Source organism: Polynucleobacter sp. MG-27-Goln-C1 (genome assembly GCF_018881905.1).
Classification (GTDB): Bacteria; Pseudomonadota; Gammaproteobacteria; order Burkholderiales; family Burkholderiaceae; genus Polynucleobacter.
In genome coordinates, this window is the sequence record NZ_JACVPM010000002.1 from 380454 (window position 1) to 400172 (window position 19719).

A 19719-nucleotide genomic window follows, 5' to 3' on the forward strand; every position below is an offset into this window, starting at 1 on the left:
AATCAAGGTTTTAAATTAAAGGCGGTCCTATTTCGGAGCACCCAAAGCAAGGCTAATGGCAACCATACTACGGAAACCCATTGCATTAGTTCATTAAAGTGTAATAGCCGACCTTGATACCAGTGGCGTAATGTCAAAATGAAATAAGGATTGTCCGGTAATAGATTAATTACCAAGGTGGCACTAACTAAACTAGCGATTGCAAGCCAAGCTTTGCTAGCTACAGATAATTGCAGTGTCCATCTAAGTAAGAGGGTTCCCAACACCATCCCCCAAATAGCCCCCGCGGTAAGCCATGAGAAACTAAATTCTGCCCCGAATTGCAACGCAGTGAAGGTAATCTTGACCAAAACCGTGAAGCAAAGCAGGCTATTTAAGATTTTCCACTGGGGTGCTTTTGCACGCATCCCCAGGGATAGTAGGAGCCCGGTGCCGAGCCAACAAACTGCCGTAATGATGGATTCTTGGAGGAAATGATTCACCACCATCGTTCCCCAGTCGACTGAGGCAAAAATCGCATGACCCCACACCCCAGTCCCCAACCAGGAACTTTGGGGGTAGATCTGAGCCCAAGGAAAAAGTAAAAATAAGGCACAAGCGGCCCAGTTCAAACCAAACCACTGGTCAAAACGACGACGCACTGCGCTACCAGAGAGCCACTGAGGTCCCAAAGGAATCGCCAATAGGCCGCCCATCAATCCACCTAAGACGTTAGCCCACCAATCCATTTGACTAGGAATGCGAGTGGGCAACCAAGTTTGTAATGACTCGACGCTAAAAGCCAATACTGCACTAAAGCTCAAGGCAATACCCAGGGCAACGAAATTGCGCCAACGTGGATAGCAGGCAAAGGCCAACAAAAATCCCAGGGGGATGTAGGCCAGAATATTGACAGAAACGTCAAAGAGCGTAATAAAGCGGGGTAAAGGAGCATCCAGCCACGCCCAAGCAGCAATCCCGTTGTCAAAGTTGAAATCAAAGGGATTTAGGCTGACATAGACGATTAAAAGCGCATAGCTCAAGCTAATGGCTCTGGCCAAAGGCATTGCTTGGAGAGGCCAAACAAACTTGCGAGGACGTTGATCTTCGTGATGCATTCCATCATTCTAGGTCAGCCAGGTCAGATCTTTCTACAATAGGAAAATGAGTCCGAATTGCATCCTAGAGCGCGTTGCCAGCACCAAATCAACTAATGATGATTTATTGGCCCGCTGGCGTGCCGGGGAATTAATTGATCCCGTTGCTCGAATTGCCCACGAGCAGACCTCCGGCAAGGGTCGGGCTGGAAGAGCGTGGCTCTCTAACCCTGAAGACACTCTGTGTTTTTCCTTGGCCTACCCATTCCATAAGCGCCCCAATGAACTGAGTGGGCTCAGCCTAGTTATCGGCTTGGCGGCTATTTCCGGAATTGCTGCAACACTAGGACTTAGCGAGGATGCGCTGCATCAACAAGGCCTGAGACTCAAGTGGCCCAACGATCTACTGCTGAACAATGCCAAACTTGGTGGCATCTTGATTGAGGGTGGACAAAGTAACCCCAACTCACCTACTTGGATGGTGATCGGACTGGGTCTGAACTTACGTAACCCAGCACTAATTGAAAAAGACTTAGAAGGCCAATCCTCTCTCAAGGTTGCCGCACTAGATCAACTTATACCTCACCAATCAACCATTCCTGATGCTGAATTTGTTTGGCTAAAACTGATCGAATCATTTGAAAAGCATTTAGCCCAATTTGAACAGCATGGATTTAGTTACTTTAAAAATTCCTGGGAACGTTGGGATGCCTTCAATGGCCAGTCGGTTTGCATATCAGGTGCAGGCAAGGATCCCATTGTTGGAATTTCTTCCGGGGTTGATGACACCGGCGCGCTTCTCCTAAAACAGCATGACAAATTGATTGCCATTCATGCAGGCGATGTTTCTTTACGAGTTCAATCATGAGTCTGTATTTAGTATTCGATCTTGGCAACACTCGGCTGAAGTGGGCTGCTGTTGAATCCACACAGAATATTGCGGACCGCAATAAAAAACTGTGGGCATACTCTGGATCGATTAGCACTAAGTCTTTCCAATCGCCCGAGTTACGGGCCGAACTATCGGACTACATTTCTAAAACATTGCCAAAGCCAGATGCGATTGCATTTTGCTGTGTAGCAGGTGATGCTGCTATTGAAAATCTACGCAGCCTCTTTCCACAATGGCAAGACCTTGAGTGGAAGCAATTTACAGGCAGTAGTTCTTACGAGGGTGTTCGCACACTCTATCAAGACCCAAGCAAGTTGGGTGCAGATCGGTGGGCTGCACTGATTGGCGCAAGAGCGCTCTCCAACACCAATACGCTGGTGATTAATGCCGGAACTGCCACCACCATTGATTTATTAGGTGGCAACGGCGTTCATTACGGCGGCTGGATCTTGCCAGGCCTTAGTCTGATGCAAGAAAGTCTCCAACAAAATACAGCCCAACTTCCACTAGCCGTTCGCGCCAGCAATCCTGAGGCCCAAGCAAGCTTTGGCACAACAACGGATGAAGCCATTACTGGTGGTTGTGATGCGGCGCAAATAGGGGCAATACTACGCGCAGCCTATTTAGCTAAATCCATGAATCATCCTGTCGAGCGAATTTGGCTTGATGGTGGCAATGCCAAAATTTTGGCAAATGAAATCAAACAGTTTCCAGAGCTGGCAGCACTTCCTGTTGAACCCATTGAAGGTTTAGTACTGCGCGGACTGTGGGCTTGGCTCTTACAAAATCTTTAGCTAGTTCGGATCTTGCCTAACAGGGTTGTCGTAGAGCGCTCATACAAAAATGGAATAGCGACTGCTTTGCCACCCCAAGTCTTCACCAAGCGAGTTTCTTCAAGAGTATCGATTTCATAATCGCCACCCTTCACGTAGATATCCGGATGAATTTTGGCAATCAGATTCACTGGGGTCTGCTCTGTAAACATCACCGCTAAATCCACGCTCTCCAGCGCTGCCAATAAAGCCTGACGGTCAGCCTCAGTATTGATGGGTCTGTCATCACCCTTACCCAACATCTTCACTGACGCATCCGAGTTCACCCCCACCACAAGGCTAGCTCCTAAGGCACGCGCTTGAGCCAAGTAGCTGGCATGCCCGCGATGCAGGATATCAAAGACACCATTCGTAAAGACCAGGGGTCTTGGGAGCGCAGCAATGCGGGCCTCTAGCTCTGCTGGGGCGCAGACTTTGGACTCAAAAGAAGGTAAAGGTAAAGAGCTCATAGCGTCATATTAATGGCATTGCACTGGGCTCAACGATATTTGCCAGAATGTCTTAGACTTGGGCATCCCAGTCCCACCCAAAGGTTCAAGATGATTCGCAATATACCGAGCTACTTACTAGCGATACTTTTGCTACTGCCAGCAATGCAATTAGCAAAGGCAGCTCCTACAGCGTCAGCCAGCTGCAGCCCCCTCTTGTCCCATACCTTTCCAAGATTGCAGGATGAGGCACCTCAAAACCTCTGCCAATATCAAGGAAAAGTTGTTTTGGTTGTTAATACAGCTAGTTTTTGTGGCTTTACTAGTCAATATGAAGGCCTTGAGAAGCTGTATGCCAAATACAAAGATCGCGGCTTAGTTGTACTGGGATTTCCATCCAATGATTTTGGGCAGCAAGAACCCGGTAGCAACAAAGAAATTGCTGACTTCTGTAAAAATACCTATGACGTGAAGTTCCCCATGTTTGCCAAGAGCTCAGTCAGCGGTAGCAATCCCAACCCTTTATTTAAGATGCTGATTGCTAAAACTGGTACAACTCCGAAATGGAATTTTTATAAGTACCTCATTGATCGCAACGGCAATGTTGTGGACTCATATGGCAGCATGACTAAACCCACTAGCAGCAGTATTACTGGTGAGATAGAAAAACTTCTTGGAGAGAAAATTTAGTGGGTAAGAAAAGAGTTGCCATTATTGGCGCTGGTATATCTGGCTTAGGATGCGCATATGCATTAAGGCAGCACCCAGATTTAGACATCACCATATTCGAAGGCGGGAATCACATTGGCGGTCACAGTAATACCGTAGACCTTACACTAGAGACTACCCAAGGCAAGATGACCCATGGAGTCGATACTGGATTTTTAGTATTTAATCGCAAAACCTATCCTCGCTTAGTTCGTCTATTTGAAGAAATTGAAGTGCCGATTGCGCCATCAGAAATGTCTTTTTCAGTATCGATTGATGCTACTGAAAAAACCGGGCGCAGCAAAAAAATTGAATGGGCCGGCAAAGATCTGAATTCTTTCTTTGGGCAACGATCCAATTTGTTCTCACTGTCATTTTGGAGAATGGCTTATGACATCTTGCGCTTTAATCGCCTTGCCACTCGACTCGCTGAAGAGCAAATTACTTCTAAGCTTGAATACTCAGAGCCTGATGAGCGTATTAAAGATTTTTTAGATCGCAACCGTTTTAGCACCAGCTTCAGAGAAAATTATTTCTTGCCGATGATTGGTGCCATTTGGTCATGCTCTGTTGAGCAGATGCTAGAGTTTCCAATTCAGACTATGGTGCGTTTCTGCCATAACCATGGCCTTTTGCAAATCCAGAATCGCCCGCAATGGCTTACCGTTAAAGGTGGTTCAAGAGAATACGTAGAACTTTTGGTGGCAGCCCTTGAGAAACATCAAGTCCAGTTTGTGCGCGAATCTGTTTCTCGAGTCAATGCAAGTAAAACCGACAACTCTCAAGTTGAAGTCATTGCCTCCTCTGGATCACGCTGGTTTGATGAAGTGATCATGGCTTGTCATAGCGATCAAACTTTAGAGCTAGTGCATGGTATTGACCAAGATGCTCGCAATATTTTGGCCTCGGTTCCTTATCAAAAAAATCGTGCAATCTTGCATACCGATATCAATTTCTTACCAACTACTGAGCGCTGCTGGGCAGCCTGGAACTACACTGCAAAATCTGGCGCAACACCAACTGCACAACAACACGTTAGCGTCAATTATTTAATCAACCGCTTGCAACCCCTGCCTAAGGCATTCGAGAACACGCAGATTATTGTGAGCTTGAATCCGCTAACTGATCCCAATCCAACATTAGTGCATGAAGAAATTCATTACTCGCATCCAGTCTTTGATATGCGTGCTGTGCAGGCACAAAAGCAGTTACCTTTGATTCAAGGCAACTCTTCAGTTTGGTATTGCGGAGCATGGACTGGCTTTGGCTTTCATGAAGATGGTCTGCGATCAGGCGAATTAGTTGCAATGGATCTAATAGAAAGCATCTCTCATCGCGTTAAATCCAGCTCCATTAAAGATGTTCAGTAAATGAATTTGCCAACGATTAATTTCGGAGCGGTTAAGCATCGGCGCTTTCGCCCCGCTAAGAATGCGTTTGGCTATGGTGTATTTACTTTATCCATTCCAATGCGTGCGCGTAGGAATGATCCGGCATTGCTCAGCAAGCATGGCCTCAGAGACAATCGATTCGGACTCTTTTCTTTCTTCGATCAAGATCATGGACTAGGAAATCAGGATAGCCTTGCCTGGATCGAAACAATCCTTAAAGAAAACAATATCCAGCATCCGGATGGTGAGATTTGGCTGCAAACTTTCCCGCGCGTACTTGGATATGTCTTTAATCCTGTCAGCTTTTGGATCTGTACCCGAGCTAATGGTCAGGTACAGGCAGTGTTAGCGGAGGTGAATAACACCTTTGGTGAGCGACACTGCTACTTGCTTCATCATGACTCTGGAAAAGCAGTGGAGTCCGGAGAAACTCTGGTGAGCAAGAAAGTCTTCCATGTTTCACCTTTCTGCGATGTTCGTGGGGAATATCACTTCCGCTTCTTATTTCCTCAGGATAGTCATTCAAAGCGGAATATCGTTTGCCGAATTGAGCTCCATGAAGATGGGGCCCCATTGATTAATACCAGCATCAGCGGCCTTGCTCAAGCACTGAGTAAAAGCACCCTCTATCTTGCCTTCTTGCGCTACCCCTTGATGAGCCTAGGCGTCATCGGCCGGATTCATTGGCAGGCATTGAAATTGTGGCTAAAAGGAGTACCCTTTTATTCAAAACCTAAACCACCAGAACTTGAAATTACTCGATGAATCGCCCCGGTCAATCCCTACTGTCTAGACTCACATTCTCCCGCCCGGAGAAGCGACAGTCTAAGCAACAACAATATCGTACAAGTACACAAACTTTATTAGGTCTCCTAGCGCAATTGCGTAGCGGGCATTTGGTTATTACATTACCAAATAAAGAAGTAAGGGAATTTGGTAATAGCTCAGACCAACTGCATGCAGAAATTCAGGTTTTAGACTGGTCTGTATTCAAGCAAGTTTTATCTCACGGCGACATTGGCTTTGCCGAGAGCTATATTCGAGGTGAATGGAATACCCCAGACCTTAAGTCTGTTCTAGAGCTCGCTATTCGGAACCGCACCATACTAGAAAAAGCAATCTATGGAAGCTGGTTAGGTTCTATAGCCTATCGCCTGAGGCATTGGTTTAGAGATAACTCGAAATCTGGTAGTCGTAAAAATATTCATGCGCACTACGATCTCGGTAACGCCTTTTATACCCTTTGGCTAGATCCGACGATGAGCTATTCAAGCGCTTGGTTCTCCGAAGGGGATAAGCAGTCTTTGATGGATGCGCAACGCGCGAAGATCAAACGCATACTAGACTCCATCAATGCTAAACCAGGCGACCAGCTACTAGAGATTGGCTGTGGCTGGGGTGGCTTTATGGAAGAGGCCTTACGCAATGGCAATCAAGTCACAGGCCTAACCTTATCCACAGAGCAAAAAGCCTTCGCAGACACTAGACTTCAAAATGTCAACGTAGAGGTGGGCAATCAACAGAAATTTGAGGTACGACTTCAAGATTATCGAGACTGCACCGAACAATTTGATGGCATTGCCTCCATTGAAATGTTTGAGGCAGTAGGCGAGAACCATTGGGGTGAATACTTCCAAACAGTTGCTAAGAGACTGAAAGCGGGTGGCCGAGCCTGCATACAAACTATCGTCATTGCAGAAGACTTATTTGATCGCTATCGTCATAGCACCGACTTTATTCAGCAATACGTTTTCCCAGGCGGCATGCTTCCCTCGCCTTCTAAATTCAAGGCTGCTGCAGCTAATGCGGGTTTAGAGGTTGAGGCAGAGTTTGCATTTGGTGCTGACTATGCCAAAACCTTATGTCTATGGCGCGATAGCTTTAATCACAAGATTGAAGAAATCTATCGCCTTGGATTTGATGAAGCTTTTATTCGGCTGTGGAATTTCTATCTCATGTATTGCGCCGCTGGATTCTCTGAAAAGAATATTGATGTCGTGCAATACACCCTCAAACACTCAGATGTTACTCACTCGAACGATGCCCTGCGCCCATGAAACAAAAAGGATTTGATTCATTTATAAATCAACGTATTTGGATCATTGGCGCTTCCAGCGGAATTGGTGAAGCCTGTACACAAGCCTTTATTAAGGCGGGTGCAAGGGTTTCTCTTTCCAGTCGTCGCGCTGAGAAACTCAATACCATCGCACAATCTGCGGAGCCGGGACAGGCCTTAGTTTTCCCACTAGATGTGACCCAGCATGAACAACTCATTACTGCCTACCAGGGAATACTAGAGGCGTGGGGTGGCTTAGACCTACTGCTATTTGTGTCGGGCGTATACACACCATTACGTGCCGATAATTTTGAGTTTGAAGTTGCGCAGAAAACTATTGATGCCAACCTGCTAGGGCCTATGCGGGCAGTCAGCGTTGTTTTGCCCAGTATGCTCAAAGAGCATGCCGGTCATATTGCCATAGTGGGTAGCGTAGCTGGATACAGTGGATTACCTAAAGCCTTAGCCTATGGACCAAGCAAAGCAGGAATTATTAACTTCTGCGAAACCCTGTACTACGACTTGCTACCGCAGGGTGTGAGCGTGCATATGATTTCACCAGGGTTTGTAGCAACCGAAGCGACTGCACAGAATGATTTTGAAATGCCAGCACTCATCAGTGCTGAGGAGGCTGCAACAGAAATTCTCGCAGGACTACAGGCTGGAGAATTTGATATTCATTTCCCTAAGCGGTTTTCAGGATTCTTAAAGTTCCTCAGAATCCTGCCTTACCCACTCTATTTTTGGATCGTACGACGCTTCGTCAAAATCTAAGACTCTGAATTACTTGTACTTATCCTTGCGGATTTTTTGCTCCAAGTAATCCATCACTGCAATCGCTTTAGCTTTGGTTCCAGCAATCGATGGAGAAGTCACATAGCGACCCTGCATCACAATAGTTGGCACACCATCAATGCGGTAAGCATCAGCCATCTGTCTTGCCGCACGGGCTTTAGAAACAACCGCAAATGAACGGTAAGTGGCCAAGAAAGTATTGCGATCAATACCCTGAGAAGCGACCCAATCTGCAATCTCATTTTCTGTCATGAGGCGCTTATTTTCTTTGTGCATGGCGTACATGACTTTGTCATTCATCGCCTCACCCTTGCCCATAGCCTCTAAGGCATAGAACAATTGGCTGTGTGGCATGAAGTCATCGCGGAAAGCAACAGGTACCTTGCGGAATGTCACATCTTTTGGTTGACGCTTAAGCCATGCATTTAGCTCTGGTTCAAAGTCATAGCAATGCGGGCAACCGTACCAAAAGAACTCGATAACCTCTACCTTGCCTTTAACTTCAACGGGCTGCGGTACGGGCAGGATTCGGTAATCAAATCCTTCCTCGATCTTAGGGCTTTGTGCGCTTGTGACACCAGAAAAAGAAATTGCCAAACCAAGAATGGCGGCAGATAAAAAGGCTCTTTTAGATAATGTAATCATGATTTGCTAGATTTAATAACGCTCGGTTTAATGCCCATGCCATTTAACTTATCTCGCACAGGATTGCTTTCTTCAACACTGTTATATGGGCCAACGCGAACACGCCAGAGTGTGTTGCCTTCACTACTAATTTCGCTCAATTGAGACTGAATACCCTGAATCGCCAAACTAGCTTTTTGCGCATCTGCATCCGCGCGCTTATTAAACGCACCAACTTGTAAGAAATAAATAGCATCGGATTTGGTGGCAGGGGCTAGAGCAGCATCCACCGGCTTCTTGCCATTGGCCAAATCAGCAATGGGATCTGGCGCACTAGATGCAGGTGCAGGAGCTTTACCTTGCAAAGGCTTATTTAGATCCAGAGCCTCTGCCGGGGCAGCAGCCTCACCTTCGGCAGGTGCTGGTCCCGATTTAATAGTCAAGGGAAGATTGGGAGCTCTGACTCCAGGGCGCTCTTGGGGCGTATTTTTAGAAAGGTAAAAGGCAATCACAAAAGCAACGCCCAGACCTACTCCAAGTCCTAAGATAAAACCAAGAATAGTGCCGCCATACTCTGGACTCGAAGACTCTGTCTTTGGAGTGAAGCCGGTGTATTGATTGTTTTTTTTCATCGTATCCCCATCCTTCTTTTTACTTCTTAAGCGCTAGCAAGTACTACAGCTTACATCTTAGCGGGTGCTGATACACCTAATACTTTTAATCCATTCTCAAGCACCTGACGAGTCGCCGAGAGTAAGGCCAGGCGGGCTAATTTCAATGCAGGGTCATCCACCAAAACGCGATCTGCGTTATAGAAAGTATGGAAGTCTCCCGCCAAATCACGCAAGTAGAAAGCTAAAGCATGGGGCGCTAAATCTGCCGCCGCATCAGTAAGCATTTCTGGATATTCAGCTAAGCGACGTAATAAATGATCGGAAGCCTTGCTTTGCAACAAAGAAAGGTCTGCACCCTTTAGGTCAGAAACTTGTCCGCCCCATTGAGTCAAGATTGAGCAAATGCGAGCATGAGCGTATTGCACATAGAACACTGGGTTCTCGTCATTCTGCTGCAAAGCCAAATCAACATCGAATACAAATTCTGTATCTGCTTTTCGGGAGATGAGGAAGAAACGCACAGCATCACGTCCGCGCTGTAGTGCAAACTCGCGCTCATCAGCATTCATCTCCGGCGTAACCCCACCAGACCACTCAACCAAGTCTCTGACAGTCACATAGGAGCCTGCACGTTTAGAGATTTTGACTTCTTCGCCATGGCGCATCACTGTCACCATCTTATGTAATACATACTCAGGATACGTTTTTGGAATATCCCAACCACGCTTCTGAGCCACGCCCTGTAAGCCTGAGCGTACACGTGCGATCGTGCCATGGTGATCACTGCCTTGGACGTTAATCACCTTTTCAAAGCCACGATTCCATTTGCTGGTGTGATAGGCGACATCGGGTACAAAGTAGGTAAAGCTGCCATCAGACTTTCGCATGACGCGATCTTTATCGTCACCATCATCTGTTGTCTTGAGCCAAAGTGCACCCTCAGACTCATAGGTCTTGCCAATGCTCTGTAGCTCTTCAACAATTTTTGCAACACTACCATCGGTATACAAAGAAGATTCTAGGTAGTAGCAATCAAACTTCACACCAAATGTTTTTAAATCAATATCTTGTTCATTACGTAAATACGCCACAGCAAATTGACGAATGGCCTCAAGATCATCTTTATATTCAGATGAAGCTTTAAAGGCAGTCGCAATTTCCGCAATATATTCACCGTTATAAGCACTCTCTGGCCAAGCAGCATCACCAGGTTTAAGCCCATTTAATCGAGCTTGTACTGAGAGCGCCAAGTTCGCGATCTGGACTCCGGCATCGTTGTAATAAAACTCACGGTGAACTTTAATGCCCTGTGTTGCCAATAAGTTTGCCAAGGCATCGCCGAGTGCAGCCTGACGACCATGGCCAACATGTAGTGGTCCAGTGGGATTAGCAGATACAAACTCAATCATGGCGCTGGAGACTGGGGCCGCTTCTGGAGCTAACTGACCAAACTGGGATCCTGCCGTGAGAACCTCTTGCACCACCGCAGTTTTAGCGGCGTTGCTCAGACGAAAGTTAATAAATCCAGGTCCCGCGATTTCGCAAGAGGCGATGAGGTCGCCATAGCCAGGCTGCTGCTCTAAGCGCTCAACCAAGGCTTGAGCCAACTCCCTAGGATTTAGCTTCCAAGCTTTGGAGAGTTGGAGGGCAATATTGCAAGCGACATCGCCATGGTCTACTGCCTTAGGACGCTCCAAACGAGGCGCAGGGGCATCGCCCAAACCACGCTCCTGAGCCAAACCCTGCAGAGCTGCGCCCAGCATTTCAATTAAACGATTTTTATTAGTTAACAACATAGATAAGTGAGTTTATCAGGTGGTAAGCTATCGAAATGATCTATCAATTTCGCTCCAAAGCGGGTCCTGACGTCATCATGCTGGCCGATCTGACCCAGCGAATCTTTGAAATTTTGGGCCGCCCATTAGAGCCCAGAGGTATTTTGACGGTTGAGCAATTGCCAGCCCTCATCATCGCCTTAGAAACCGCCATTCTGAAAGACCTGGAAGAGCGGGCTAAAAGTAATACGGCTGATCAAGAAAATACTGAAAAACCAAAGCTGGCCGATAGGCTGGGCCAGCGCGCCTACCCCTTCCTAGAGCTCATGAAGCAGGCTAAAGCCAAAGATGAACCAGTGATGTGGGGCGTTTAAAGCGCCACATCAAGGAAGTTCTTAGTCGATCGAGCTAGCCAGCTGGCGACGGATGTCTTCAACAGACTCATTACGGCGCTTCGCAAGATCTTCAATCTGGTCTGCTGACAATTTACCCACATTGAAATAACGCGCATCTGGATGTGCCAGATAAAAACCACTGACACTCGAAGCTGGGTTCATGGCCATCGATTCAGTCAAGGTCATGCCAATATCTTCCGAACCAATGACGCGCAATAAATCTTTTTTCACTTCATGCGCAGGGCAAGCTGGATAACCTGGCGCCGGACGGATGCCACGGTATCCCTCATTGATCATTTGATCATTCGTCAAAATCTCATCAGTTGCATAGCCCCAAAGATCCGTACGAACGCGATGGTGCATCAACTCTGCAAAAGCTTCTGCCAAACGATCGGCCAAGGATTGCAACATGATTGCACTGTAGTCATCATGCTTGGCATGAAACTCGGCCACTTTTTTCTCAACACCATGTCCAGTCGTAACAGCGAAGCAACCAAGGTAGTCCGCCACCTTAGAATCTTTTGGCGCTACATAATCTGCCAAGCAACGGTTAGGTCGACGAACGCCATCAACTACTGGGCGCTCAGACTGCTGGCGTAAGTTATGCCAAACAAATAATGGGTGCTCACGTGATTCATCGCTATACAAGACGATGTCATCACCTATTGTGTTTGCTGGATAGAAAGCCACTACAGCATCAGCCTGCAACCACTGGCCTTTAATTAATTTATCTAGAAGCGCCTGGCCATCTTCAAATACTTTACGAGCCTCTACGCCAACGATTTCATCATCCAAGATTGCCGGGAACTTACCAGCCAAGTCCCAAGTCTGGAAGAATGGTGTCCAGTCAATATATTTAGCAATATCACTTAAAGCAAAATTCTTAAAAACACGGCGCCCAATAAACTTCGGCTTCTCAGGAACATAACTAGACCAATCAATCAGCTCGCGGTTCTTACGTGCAGCCTCTAGAGAGATAGTTGGCGATGCTTTTTTATTGGCATGCTGCTCACGAATGCGCACATAGTCGTCGCGTAGATCTTGAATAAATTTCTTAGCGCTTTCATCCGATAGCAAGCTCGAAGCTACTGATACAGAACGAGAAGCATCAGGCACATAAACTACCGGGCCATCGTAATGGGGTGCAATTTTGACTGCGGTATGCACACGAGAAGTTGTAGCACCACCAATCATCAATGGAATTTGACGCTCGCGGAAATAATCATCGCGCTGCATCTCTTGAGCAACGTACGTCATCTCTTCTAGGGACGGAGTAATCAAACCAGACAGCCCAACAATATCTGCTTTTTCTTCTTTGGCGCGTTTCAGAATTTCTGCGCAAGGCACCATCACGCCCATATTGGCAACTTCAAAGTTATTACATTGCAGCACCACTGTCACAATGTTTTTACCAATATCGTGCACATCACCTTTAACGGTCGCCATCACAATCTTACCCTTGGCTTTCGCTTCACCACCAGACGCAATATGTAGGCGCTTTTCTTCTTCAATGTAAGGAATCAGAATTGCAACCGCTTGTTTCATGACACGCGCACTCTTAACCACTTGCGGCAAGAACATCTTGCCAGCACCAAACAGGTCACCAACAACGTTCATGCCGTCCATTAAAGGGCCTTCAATGACCTCAATTGGACGGCCACCTGCACCCATAATTTGAGCACGCAGCTCTTCAGTATCTTCTTCAATAAAGGTAGTGATGCCATGAACCAAAGCATGGGTTAAACGCTCACGCACGGGGGCTTCACGCCATACCAAGTTCTCTACTTGCTTGGCGCCACCGCCCTTAAATTGGTCAGCAATATCCAGCAAACGCTCAGTTGGAGTCTTGCCGTCTTTTTCTTTAAAACGATTGAGCACTACATCTTCAACACGCTCACGCAATTCAGGATCTAAATCGGCATAAACGCCAAGCTGCCCCGCATTAACGATGCCCATATCCATGCCCGCCTGAATGGCGTGATACAGGAACACGGTATGAATGGCTTCACGGACGCGATCATTGCCACGGAAAGAGAAGCTGACATTGGAGACGCCGCCACTCACTTTCGCGCCCGGCAGATTTTCTTTAATCCAACGAGTAGCGTTAATGAAATCTACTGCGTAGTTATCGTGCTCCTCAATACCAGTCGCAATGGCAAAGATATTGGGGTCAAAAATAATATCTTCTGCTGGGAAGCCAATCTCATTCGCAAGAATTTGATAGCAACGCTGGCAGATTTCAGTCTTGCGCTTAAAAGTATCCGCTTGACCTACTTCATCAAAAGCCATCACTACAGATGCTGCGCCGTAACGACGAATCAAACGCGCTTGTTTTCTGAAAGACTCTTCACCCTCTTTGAGTGAGATCGAGTTAACAATCGGTTTACCTTGAATACATTTCAGACCAGCCTCAATCACACTCCATTTGGAAGAGTCGATCATGATTGGTACACGAGCAATGTCTGGTTCTGAAGCAATTAAATTCAAGAAGCGCGTCATCGCCGCTTCAGAATCCAACATCGCCTCATCCATATTGATGTCAATGACTTGAGCGCCATTCTCAACTTGCTGTCTTGCAACTACCAAGGCTTCATCAAATTGATTATTTAAAATCATGCGTGAAAATGCTTTGGAGCCAGTGACGTTAGTGCGCTCACCAATGTTTACAAAGCCGACTTCAGGTGTGACATTGAAAGGCTCAAGTCCTGAAAGCTTCATCGGCGGCATTACCTTTGTAGTCTTACTCATGCTGATGCCTCCGCGCTCTCACGATAAAAAGCGCGTGGCTTACGCTTAGCAACTGCATTGGCAATCGCACGAATATGGTCTGGCGTCGTTCCACAGCAACCGCCGACGAGATTGACTAAGCCATCTTTTGCAAAGCCATCGACTAGGCTCGATGTAATTTCTGGAGTTTCATCAAAGCCAGTGTCACTCATTGGATTAGGTAAGCCAGCATTAGGATAGCAAGATACAGCGGCATCACATATGCGAGCAAGCTCAGCAATATATGGACGCATCAGTGCAGCACCTAAAGCGCAATTCAAACCAAAAGTTAGCGGCTTGATATGACGTAAGCTATTCCAGAATGCTTCGACTGTTTGACCCGACAAGATACGGCCAGACGCATCGGTCACTGTTCCTGAAATCATGACCGGCAAACGCTCACCAATTTCTTCAAAGAATTCATCTAGGGCGAACAACGCAGCTTTGGCATTGAGTGTATCGAAAATGGTTTCTACTAAAAATAAATCAACGCCGCCTTCAAAGAGGCCTTCGATCTGTTCGCGATAGGAAGCACGTAATGCATCAAACGTTACATTGCGGGCACCTGGATCATTTACATCCGGAGAAATGCTTGCTGTCTTTGGAGTGGGTCCAATTGCGCCCGCCGCAAAACGTGGCTTATCTGGCGTGGAGTATTTTTCACAGGCAGCACGCGCTAATTGAGCCGAGATGACATTCATCTCACGTGCCAAGCCCGCCATTTTGTAATCTTCTTGCGCAACAGAAGTAGCGCCAAAGGTATTGGTTTCAATAATGTCTGCGCCCGCATCCAAATACTGCTCATGAATCTTGCTGATGATTTGAGGCTGGGTGAGAACTAGAAGTTCGTTATTGCCTTTGATGTCACTAGAGTGAGACTCAAAGCGCTTGTTAGCGGGCAATCCACGGTAATCCGCCTCATTGAGTTTGTACTGTTGAATCATGGTGCCCATGGCGCCATCCAAAATCAGAATGCGCTGCTTCAGCAGCTCGGGAAGTACCTGACCACGGGTGTAGGGCTGGGATAAACCATTAGATTGCATTGCTTAACCGGGATTAATCTCTAGAATCTCTTATTGTATTGGCATTAAGCCACTTTTATCTGACCCGGAGCCCGCCCTATGTTTGGAACTATCCCTGAATTCAATCAAAGCCTAGAAATGATGAAAACCATGTGGGGCCAGGGAGCAGGCGGCTCGACGCCAGGACAATTTCCCTTTACTACAGACGCCTCAAAGGCTGCTGGGGGGTTCGGGGCAGCATTTCCAGGGCTGGATACAGATGAGCTTGAAAAGCGCATTAAGGACCTGAAAAGCGTTGAAAACTGGCTTAACCTCAATCTCAATATCTTGAAGTCCACCATTCAGGGTCTAGAAGTACAGCATGCCACCATGATGGCCCTCAAATCCTTCGGGGATGCCGTTTCAGCAACTGCTGCTGCCGCTACCGGCGGATCTACTGAAGAGTCTGGAACAAAGGCCTCTAAACCACGCAAAACCGCAACACGCCGTCGTCGCAAAGCTGGCGACTCAACTTTCCTCGACGAAGTAGGTAATTCAGATGAGCAATAGCCTCACCCATAGCAAATGTCATTTGGTGAATATCTAATTCACGTCTAAATAAAACCGGCACTATCTCACGAGCAGTTGCCGGTTTTTCACATGCTCCAAGAGTTTCTGCCAAGCGCTCATCGTGATGCGCTTTCAACTGATCAATCCGCGGCTTCATTCCTGTAAATGGCTTGCCATGCGATGGCAGTACGAGAGCGTCATCGGGAAGGGGTAGATATCGATCTAAAGAGCTCAGATATAAACCTAAAGGATCTGCATCTGGATCTGCATCATAGACACTGACATTAGTGGAGATGCGCGGCAACAACATATCTCCAGAAATTAATACACTGAGATCTTTACAGAAAAGTGAAGCATGTTCAGGCGCATGACCAAATCCCATGATGACTTGCCACTCATGCCCACCTATCAAAATCATTTCACCATCGATGATGCGACGATATTGTCTGGGCACACCTGGAACCATATTGCTATAGTAATTTGAGCGCGCCCGAATTTTTTCTAAATCTTCTGGTGCAGTTAATCCATGCTTCTGAAAGTGATCTGCAGAACCACCGCCGCCAGCACGTGCACCAACCGCAGCACCGCCCTCTTTGTGGCTTAGCCATTGCGCAGTTAAATAATCCGTCATCGAAATCCAGAGCGGCGCATTCCATTTTTCGCAAAGCCATTGAGAAAGTCCCACGTGGTCTGGATGCATATGAGTCACGATCACCCTGAGCACCGGCAAGCCTTCTAGCTGAGTAGCAAAGATCTGATCCCAGGCCGCTTTGGTCTCATCATTGGCAATGCCGCAATCCACGATGGTCCAGCCCTGAACGCCTTCAAACTCATCGCGCAGCAGCCATAGGTTGATGTGATCTAAAGCAAACGGTAGACGCATCCGCAACCAACGAACACCAGGCGCGACCTCCATTGAACTACCCACTTCCGGCAAAGCATCAGCTAAGGGATAATGAATAGAACTAAGATCGCTGGATTGGTTTTTAGTATTCATCTTTTTCTATTCTAGGTTTGCTTTGACAACAGTTCCATCGCCTTGTATCAACTGGTGCGACATCAACCCTGAAAATGGTTTTTGCCGTGGCTGCTATCGCACGCTATCAGAGATTGCAGACTGGTCTGAACTTTCTAACTCTGACAAGCTTGAGGTCTGGGAAAAACTAGAAACACGCAAACCTCAAGCACCGCAGTAAGCATTACTAATTGCTTATTTATTGACATCCACAATTAAACGACCACGCACGTTTCCAGCCATTAGTTCGGCTGCGTACTTTACTGAATCTCCCAAACTAATTTCGTGAGAGATCTCCTCTAAAGTTTTGAGGTCAACTAATTTACTCAATTGCTCATAAGCAGCAATACGTTTTGCTTTTGGTACTGTCACGCTATTAATGCCATACAGAGTGACACCACGCAAAATGAATGGCGCAACACTCGATGGAAAATCCATACCCTGAGCAAGACCACAAGCGGCAACCGCTCCATCGCTCTTGGTTTGAGCACAGGCATTGGCCAATGTATGACTACCAACGCTATCAACCACTGCAGCCCAACGCTCTTTTGCTAAAGGCTTACCAGGAGATGACAGTGCGGCTCGATCAATCACTTCACTCGCGCCCAATTTCTTCAAGTAATCAGCCTCAGACATACGTCCGGTACTGGCGACAACCGTAAATCCTAATTTACTTAGAAGAGTAATAGCGAAGCTACCAACGCCACCCGCAGCACCAGTTACTAAGACTTCGCCATCGCTAGGCTTAAGGCCATGCTTTTGCAGAGCCATCACACACAGCATTGCGGTGTAGCCAGCAGTGCCAATGGCTAGAGCCTGCTTAGCAGTAAATCCTTTTGGCAAGGGAATAAGCCATTCGGATTTCACGCGCGCTTGTTGAGCCAATCCACCCCAATGACCTTCACCAACACCCCAGCCATTGAGTAACACCATGTCGCCAGCCTTAAATTCTGGGCTAGCGCTCTCTAACACTTCTCCCGCGAAATCAATACCAGGAACCATAGGAAAGCTACGTACCACCGGGCCCTTGCCGGTAATAGCCAGGCCATCTTTGTAATTCAATGTGGAATAGAGCACCTTAACTCTGACATCCCCCTCGGGCAAACTAGCCTCATCGACCTGAGTAAGCTCAGCTCGATAACCTTGATCATCTTTATTTACCAAAATTGCGTTAAACATGTCTCTTCCTTTTAAAAGCGCTGCATTCCCCACAGCAAATACGTAATAGGTTTATCCTAACGAGCATTGCTGATTATGGAGGTTTCCATGAAAAAAATTCTACTATTAACTACGATTTCTGGCTTAGGACTGATTGGCTGCTCATCGAGCCAAATTAACATGTCCATGGGTAATATGCGCCTCATTACCTCCAGCGCAGCACCTCAAGACGTGATGGACTTTGCCAATACGACTTGTAAGAATGATTTCTACCAGGGCGCAAGCTTCCTTTCTAAGGCTGGCAAGGAATATCGCTTTAAATGCGTTAAAGCTGAAGAAAATGAAATCCTGACCCCAATTCCAGGCACTACGATCCCTGCTGATGCACCCGCTCCAGCCGCAGCAAAGTAAAACACTTAATAAGCTCACAAGATGACCCCATTTACCTCCCAAGAGCTCCGCAAAGGCTTTTCTTCCTTTGCAACTGGGGTCACAGTCATTACCTGCTTAGATGCTGACCAGAATGCCCATGGCATCACCATCAGCTCCTTTAATACTGTTTCACTAGAGCCACCACTTATTTTGTGGAGCCTCAAAAAGCATTCACGTTTAATGCCTAATTTTGAAGTGGGTCACAAACAGTTAATTCATGTGTTGGAGCGCTCACAAGAAGCCATGGCAATGCACTTTGCCACCGTGAAAGAAAATCAATTTGTGAGCATCCCCCATAAAATTGCTGCAAGTGGGCTGACACAAATTGAGGGCTGTTGTGCTTACTTTGAGTGTGAAACTGTTTCTGTTCATACTGGTGGCGATCACAACATCATCGTTGCCAAAGTACTCAATCTAAAGCATGCTCCAGAAAGTCACCCGCTCATATTTGCACACAGCAAATTTATGGGCTTAGATTCATCACTTTAAAAATACCAAAATAGGAATTCTCATGATTCGCTTGTGGGGAAGAAAAAGTTCTATCAATGTGCAAAAGGTGCTCTGGTGCCTTGCCGAGCTAGGACTGGAAGAAGGTAAAGATTTTGAGCGCATTGATGCTGGCCTTCACTTTGGCAAAAATCGCACCCCTGAATTTCTAGCACTCAACCCCAATGGCTTAGTCCCTACGCTACAAGATGGTGATCTTGTTCTCTGGGAATCCAATACCATTTTGCGATATCTTGTTCGTCAGTACGATAAGTCGAAGCGCTTTCCAGCGGACATCGCTAGTCAATACCAATCTGAGAAGTGGATGGATTGGCAAGTAGGCACTATGTGGCCCACTTTGCGCGTTGCCTTTCTAGGGCTCACCCGCACACCTGAAAACGAAAGAAACTACGCAGTCATTTACAAGGCATATCAAGATACCAATGCTTTACTCGCCTTGCTTGATCAACAATTAGCCAATCAACGTTATTGCTCAGGGGACTCTTTCAATATTGGAGATATTCCACTGGCACTCTGTATAAGCAGATGGGTTCTATTAAATGAAACCTTTCCAGAGCAAACGGGGGCACGTCTTTCTTTACACAACGTTGAAGCATGGATGCAGCGCATAGAAGCCGACTCCAAGTACAGCGTAGTTGCAGAAAAAGAACTCAATATTGTGAAGTAAGTCAGGAGCTCCAATA

22 protein-coding genes are annotated in these 19719 nt (G+C 46.8%); 13 read left to right on the forward strand and 9 right to left on the reverse strand.

Annotated elements, in window-relative coordinates; all coding sequences use genetic code 11:
* Nucleotides 1–2: 2 nt before the first annotated feature.
* Nucleotides 3–1097, reverse strand: a complete 1095-nt coding sequence (locus ICN14_RS05970; RefSeq protein ID WP_216225602.1) for a VanZ family protein — start codon at nt 1095–1097, stop codon at nt 3–5.
* Nucleotides 1098–1143: 46 nt separating this feature from the next.
* Between ICN14_RS05970 and ICN14_RS05975 the strand changes: the two genes are divergently transcribed.
* Both ICN14_RS05975 and ICN14_RS05980 read left to right on the forward strand, forming a co-directional pair.
* Nucleotides 1144–1944 carry a biotin--[acetyl-CoA-carboxylase] ligase gene (locus ICN14_RS05975; protein WP_216225603.1) on the forward strand — a complete coding sequence of 267 codons (801 nt, stop codon included), beginning with the start codon at nt 1144–1146 and terminating at the stop codon, nt 1942–1944.
* Nucleotides 1941–2762, forward strand: coding sequence for a type III pantothenate kinase (locus ICN14_RS05980; RefSeq protein ID WP_216225604.1), 822 nt, complete (start codon nt 1941–1943; stop codon nt 2760–2762). The genes ICN14_RS05975 and ICN14_RS05980 overlap by 4 nt, the downstream gene beginning before the upstream one ends.
* Here the strand turns inward: ICN14_RS05980 and rfaE2 are convergent.
* Nucleotides 2759–3250: a D-glycero-beta-D-manno-heptose 1-phosphate adenylyltransferase gene (rfaE2, locus tag ICN14_RS05985; protein ID WP_216225605.1), complete on the reverse strand. Its 492-nt coding sequence runs from the start codon at nt 3248–3250 to the stop codon at nt 2759–2761. The two genes, ICN14_RS05980 and rfaE2, sit on opposite strands and share 4 nt — an antisense overlap.
* A 90-nt stretch (nt 3251–3340) precedes the next feature.
* On the opposite strand from rfaE2, the gene ICN14_RS05990 reads away from it, so the two are divergent.
* From ICN14_RS05990 to ICN14_RS06010, 5 genes are read left to right on the forward strand one after another with little or no spacing between them, the layout of a single operon-like run.
* Nucleotides 3341–3919 carry a glutathione peroxidase gene (locus ICN14_RS05990; RefSeq protein ID WP_216225606.1) on the forward strand — a complete coding sequence of 193 codons (579 nt, stop codon included), beginning with the start codon at nt 3341–3343 and terminating at the stop codon, nt 3917–3919.
* Nucleotides 3919–5307 carry an FAD-dependent oxidoreductase gene (locus ICN14_RS05995; RefSeq protein ID WP_216225607.1) on the forward strand — a complete coding sequence of 463 codons (1389 nt, stop codon included), beginning with the start codon at nt 3919–3921 and terminating at the stop codon, nt 5305–5307. The genes ICN14_RS05990 and ICN14_RS05995 overlap by 1 nt, the downstream gene beginning before the upstream one ends.
* The gene (locus tag ICN14_RS06000; RefSeq protein WP_216225608.1) at nt 5308–6093 is read left to right on the forward strand and encodes a DUF1365 domain-containing protein; all 786 of its coding nucleotides are present in this window, start codon (nt 5308–5310) and stop codon (nt 6091–6093) included. It begins immediately after the preceding gene.
* On the forward strand, nt 6090–7385 hold the full coding sequence (locus ICN14_RS06005) for a cyclopropane-fatty-acyl-phospholipid synthase family protein (protein ID WP_216225609.1): 1296 nt from the start codon (nt 6090–6092) through the stop codon (nt 7383–7385). The genes ICN14_RS06000 and ICN14_RS06005 overlap by 4 nt, the downstream gene beginning before the upstream one ends.
* Complete coding sequence (locus ICN14_RS06010; protein ID WP_216225610.1) at nt 7382–8158, forward strand: SDR family oxidoreductase; 777 nt, start codon at nt 7382–7384, stop codon at nt 8156–8158. Before ICN14_RS06005 ends, ICN14_RS06010 begins: the two co-directional genes overlap by 4 nt.
* Before the next feature lie 9 nt (nt 8159–8167).
* Here ICN14_RS06010 and ICN14_RS06015 read toward each other — a convergent pair whose 3' ends face one another.
* The 3 genes from ICN14_RS06015 to argS are packed head-to-tail and all read right to left on the reverse strand — an operon-like array spanning nt 8168 to nt 11213.
* Nucleotides 8168–8824, reverse strand: a complete 657-nt coding sequence (locus ICN14_RS06015) for a thiol:disulfide interchange protein DsbA/DsbL (protein WP_216225611.1) — start codon at nt 8822–8824, stop codon at nt 8168–8170.
* Nucleotides 8821–9435: an SPOR domain-containing protein gene (locus ICN14_RS06020; RefSeq protein ID WP_216225612.1), complete on the reverse strand. Its 615-nt coding sequence runs from the start codon at nt 9433–9435 to the stop codon at nt 8821–8823. Before ICN14_RS06020 ends, ICN14_RS06015 begins: the two co-directional genes overlap by 4 nt.
* 50 nt (nt 9436–9485) lie before the next feature.
* The gene (gene argS, locus ICN14_RS06025) at nt 9486–11213 is read right to left on the reverse strand and encodes an arginine--tRNA ligase (protein WP_216225613.1); all 1728 of its coding nucleotides are present in this window, start codon (nt 11211–11213) and stop codon (nt 9486–9488) included.
* A gap of 35 nt (nt 11214–11248) precedes the next feature.
* On the opposite strand from argS, the gene ICN14_RS06030 reads away from it, so the two are divergent.
* Entirely contained in the window at nt 11249–11566 is a 318-nt protein-coding gene (locus ICN14_RS06030) for a DUF1840 domain-containing protein (protein ID WP_216225614.1), read from the forward strand.
* Nucleotides 11567–11587: 21 nt separating this feature from the next.
* Here ICN14_RS06030 and metH read toward each other — a convergent pair whose 3' ends face one another.
* Together metH and ICN14_RS06040 are read right to left on the reverse strand one after the other, a co-directional pair.
* The gene (gene metH / locus ICN14_RS06035; protein WP_216225615.1) at nt 11588–14335 is read right to left on the reverse strand and encodes a methionine synthase; all 2748 of its coding nucleotides are present in this window, start codon (nt 14333–14335) and stop codon (nt 11588–11590) included.
* Nucleotides 14332–15396, reverse strand: a complete 1065-nt coding sequence (locus ICN14_RS06040; RefSeq protein WP_216225616.1) for a homocysteine S-methyltransferase family protein — start codon at nt 15394–15396, stop codon at nt 14332–14334. The genes metH and ICN14_RS06040 overlap by 4 nt, the downstream gene beginning before the upstream one ends.
* Nucleotides 15397–15474: 78 nt before the next feature.
* On the opposite strand from ICN14_RS06040, the gene ICN14_RS06045 reads away from it, so the two are divergent.
* Nucleotides 15475–15924, forward strand: coding sequence for a PhaM family polyhydroxyalkanoate granule multifunctional regulatory protein (locus ICN14_RS06045; RefSeq protein WP_216225617.1), 450 nt, complete (start codon nt 15475–15477; stop codon nt 15922–15924).
* Here ICN14_RS06045 and ICN14_RS06050 read toward each other — a convergent pair.
* Nucleotides 15836–16921 carry an MBL fold metallo-hydrolase gene (locus ICN14_RS06050; protein ID WP_216225618.1) on the reverse strand — a complete coding sequence of 362 codons (1086 nt, stop codon included), beginning with the start codon at nt 16919–16921 and terminating at the stop codon, nt 15836–15838. The two genes, ICN14_RS06045 and ICN14_RS06050, sit on opposite strands and share 89 nt — an antisense overlap.
* 22 nt (nt 16922–16943) lie before the next feature.
* Here ICN14_RS06050 and ICN14_RS06055 point away from each other — a divergent pair, with 22 nt between their 5' ends.
* Nucleotides 16944–17120 (forward strand): DUF1289 domain-containing protein, encoded by a 177-nt coding sequence (locus ICN14_RS06055; RefSeq protein WP_216225619.1) that lies wholly within the window; start codon nt 16944–16946, stop codon nt 17118–17120.
* Nucleotides 17121–17134: 14 nt separating this feature from the next.
* Here ICN14_RS06055 and ICN14_RS06060 read toward each other — a convergent pair whose 3' ends face one another.
* Nucleotides 17135–18118: an MDR family oxidoreductase gene (locus ICN14_RS06060; RefSeq protein ID WP_216225620.1), complete on the reverse strand. Its 984-nt coding sequence runs from the start codon at nt 18116–18118 to the stop codon at nt 17135–17137.
* Between the two features lie 87 nt (nt 18119–18205).
* Here ICN14_RS06060 and ICN14_RS06065 point away from each other — a divergent pair, with 87 nt between their 5' ends.
* The 3 genes from ICN14_RS06065 to ICN14_RS06075 are packed head-to-tail and all read left to right on the forward strand — an operon-like array spanning nt 18206 to nt 19703.
* Nucleotides 18206–18508: a hypothetical protein gene (locus tag ICN14_RS06065; protein WP_216225621.1), complete on the forward strand. Its 303-nt coding sequence runs from the start codon at nt 18206–18208 to the stop codon at nt 18506–18508.
* A 21-nt stretch (nt 18509–18529) separates the two neighbouring features.
* Nucleotides 18530–19018, forward strand: coding sequence for a flavin reductase family protein (locus ICN14_RS06070; protein ID WP_216225622.1), 489 nt, complete (start codon nt 18530–18532; stop codon nt 19016–19018).
* 22 nt (nt 19019–19040) lie between these two features.
* Entirely contained in the window at nt 19041–19703 is a 663-nt protein-coding gene (locus tag ICN14_RS06075) for a glutathione S-transferase family protein (RefSeq protein WP_216225623.1), read from the forward strand.
* Nucleotides 19704–19719 lie beyond the last annotated feature (16 nt).